This is a genomic window from Neomoorella stamsii, assembly GCF_002995805.1.
GTDB classification, from domain to species: domain Bacteria; phylum Bacillota; class DSM-521; order Neomoorellales; family Neomoorellaceae; genus Neomoorella; species Neomoorella stamsii.
The window spans coordinates 1-3,426 of record NZ_PVXL01000069.1 but is presented as its reverse complement, the minus strand read 5'-3'; the positions used below and the strand labels follow the sequence as shown (position 1 = coordinate 3,426).

General features: G+C 56.0%; 1 tRNA gene and 2 rRNA genes. All 3 read right to left on the bottom strand.

Going from position 1 to position 3,426, the window contains the following annotated elements:
- Positions 1 to 65: 65 nt before the first annotated feature.
- Positions 66 to 140 (bottom strand) — tRNA-Asn (locus MOST_RS14800).
- Positions 141 to 193: 53 nt separating this feature from the next.
- Positions 194 to 308 (bottom strand): 5S ribosomal RNA (gene rrf / locus MOST_RS14795).
- A 74-nt stretch (positions 309 to 382) separates the two neighbouring features.
- A 23S ribosomal RNA gene (locus MOST_RS14790) occupies positions 383 to 3,372 on the bottom strand.
- Positions 3,373 to 3,426 lie beyond the last annotated feature (54 nt).

The following is a 3,426-nucleotide window of genomic DNA, read 5'->3' as shown; positions in this document are numbered from 1 at the left end:
AGGCAAGAGTTATTTAGCAACAAAAAAGCCCCTGATAGGGTTAACCTAACAGGGGCTGAGGGGAATGGCTCCCCGGGCAGGGCTCGAACCTGCAACCACCCGGTTAACAGCCGGGCGCTCTACCATTGAGCTACCGAGGAATGTATAGGGAGAGCATGGAGATTTTTTCTCCATGCTCTCTTTTGGAAAAACTTCCTGGCAGTGTCCTACTCTCCCGGGGAATACTCCCCAGTACCATCGGCGCTGGAGGGCTTAACTGCCGTGTTCGGGATGGGAACGGGTGTTTCCCCTCCGCTATTACCACCAGAAATCTTTTGTCTCATCTGTTGTTTGTTCTCTCAAAACTACCCAGCGAGGTTGACGTTTTACCCACGCTTCTTTCATGGTCAAGCCCTCGACCGATTAGTACCGGTCCGCTCAAGGGGTTACCCCCCTTACACTCCCGGCCTATCTACCTGGTAGTCTTCCAGGGGTCTTACTGGATTGCTCCATGGGAAACCTCATCTTGAGGTGGGCTTCGCGCTTAGATGCTTTCAGCGCTTATCCCTTCCAGACTTGGCTACCCAGCGGTGCCCCTGGCGGGACAGCTGGTACACCAGCGGTCTGTCCATCCCGGTCCTCTCGTACTAGGGACAGCTCCTCTCAAGTTTCCTGCGCCTGCGATGGATAGGGACCGAACTGTCTCACGACGTTCTGAACCCAGCTCACGTACCGCTTTAATGGGCGAACAGCCCAACCCTTGGGACCTACTTCAGCCCCAGGATGCGATGAGCCGACATCGAGGTGCCAAACCCCGCCGTCGATGTGGACTCTTGGGCGGGATAAGCCTGTTATCCCCGGGGTAGCTTTTATCCGTTGAGCGATGGCCCTTCCACTCGGGACCACCGGATCACTAAGCCCGACTTTCGTCCCTGCTCGACCCGTCGGTCTCGCAGTCAAGCTCCCTTCTGCCTTTGCACTCTACGCGCGATTTCCATCCGCGCTGAGGGAACCTTTGGGCGCCTCCGTTACCTTTTAGGAGGCGACCGCCCCAGTCAAACTGCCCACCTGACACGGTCCCCAGACCGGTTTACGGCCTCGGGTTAGAATTTCAGTGCTTCAAGAGTGGTATCCCACCGTCGGCTCCCCACTACCTGGCGGCAGTGGTTCGCTGCCTCCCACCTATCCTGTACATGAAACACCAAAACCCAATGTCAGGCTACAGTAAAGCTCCACGGGGTCTTTCTGTCCTATCGCAGGTAACCCGCATCTTCACGGGTACTACAATTTCACCGAGCCCTTCGTTGAGACAGCGCCCAGATCGTTACGCCTTTCGTGCGGGTCGGAACTTACCCGACAAGGAATTTCGCTACCTTAGGACCGTTATAGTTACGGCCGCCGTTTACTGGGGCTTCGGTTCAGAGCTTCGCTTGCGCTAACCCTTCCCCTTAACCTTCCAGCACCGGGCAGGCGTCAGCACCTATACTTCAGCTTCCGCTTTAGCAGGCACCTGTGTTTTTGGTAAACAGTCGCCTGGGCCACTTCTCTGCGACCCCCTCGGGCTCCAGTAAGTTTTTACTATCACCCTAACGGGGTACCCCTTCTCCCGAAGTTACGGGGTCATTTTGCCGAGTTCCTTAACGAAGGTTCGCTCGCGCGCCTCGGGATCCTCTCCCCACCTACCTGTGTCGGTTTGCGGTACGGGCACCCGGAGTCCTCGTTAGAGGCTTTTCTTGGCAGTCTGGGTTCGACCAGTTCGCTACTTTAATTTCGCTCCCCGTCACCTCTCAGGATGTGTGTGAGACGGATTTGCCTGCCTCACTCCCTACTGGCTTGGACGCACACGACCAACGGTGCGCTGTGTCTACCCTCCTGCGTCACCCCATCCTGTTAACGGCCTCCAGGTGGTATCGGAATTTCAACCGATTGCCCATCGCCTACGCTCTCCGCCTCGGCTTAGGTCCCGACTTACCCTGGGTGGACGAGCCTTCCCCAGGAACCCTTAGGTTTTCGGCGGGCAGGATTCTCACCTGCCTTCTCGCTTACTTATGCCGGCATTCTCACTTCTGTAAGCTCCACTGCTCCTTACGGTACAGCTTCGACGCTTACAGAACGCTCCCCTACCGAACTGCAGCACCAGTGGTGCACTCAGTTCCCAAAGCTTCGGTAACGGGCTTGAGCCCCGCTAAATTTTCGGCGCAGAGTCACTCGACCAGTGAGCTATTACGCACTCTTTAAATGATGGCTGCTTCTAAGCCAACATCCTGGTTGTTTAAGCAACTCTACATCCTTTCCCACTTAGCCCGTCTTTTGGGACCTTAGCTGTTGGTCTGGGCTGTTTCCCTCTCGACTACGAATCTTTGCACCCGCAGTCTGACTCCCAAAGTTGTCTTAACGGCATTCGGAGTTTGAAAAGGTTCGGTAACCTGGTAAGGCCCCTAGCCTTATCAGTGCTCTACCTCCGTTAAGCTCCCTTTGAGGCTAGCCCTAAAGCTATTTCGGGGAGAACCAGCTATCTCCGGGTTCGATTGGCATTTCACCCCTACCCACAGGTCATCCGCCGGCTTTTCAACGCCGGTCGGTTCGGGCCTCCACGAAAGTTTAATCTCGCTTCACCCTGCCCATGGGTAGATCACCCGGTTTCGGGTCTACGTCAACGAACTTATCGCCCTCTTCAGACTCGCTTTCGCTCCGGCTCCGGGTCTTCCCCTTAACCTCGCTCGTTAACGTAACTCGCCGGCCCGTTCTACAAAAAGTACGCCATCAGGCTTTAACGCCCTCTGACTGCTTGTGGGCATACGGTTTCAGGTTCTATTTCACTCCCCTCCCGGGGTGCTTTTCACCTTTCCCTCACGGTACTAGTGCACTATCGGTCGCTAAGGAGTATTTAGCCTTGGAAGGTGGTCCTCCCGGATTCCCACGGGATTCCACGTGTCCCGTGGTACTTGGGGTCCTTCCCGAAGACTTCAGCCGTTTCGGATACGGGGCTTTTACCCCCTATGGCCGGACTTTCCAGTCCTGTTCTCCTACGGCCTTCGCCTTCGTGGAGTATCTGCAACTACTCCCGGAAGCCCCGCTACCCCTTATGCACAACGGTTGCAGCCTTCTCCATGCATAAGGTTTGGGCTCTTCCCTCTTCGCTCGCCGCTACTGGGGGAATCGCGTTTGCTTTCTTTTCCTCGGGGTACTAAGATGTTTCAGTTCCCCCGGTTCGCTCCCTGTACCTATGGATTCAGTACAGGGTACCTGGATATTACTCCAGGTGGGTTGCCCCATTCGGGTATCCCCGGTTCGACGCCTGCTTGCGGCTCCCCGGGGCTTTTCGCAGCTTACCACGCCCTTCTTCGCCTCTTAGCGCCTAGGCATCCACCGTACGCCCTTACTAGCTTGACCATTCACTTCTCGTAGGTGGGTCCGTCTTCCTCGCTGTGCAGTTTTCAAAGAACA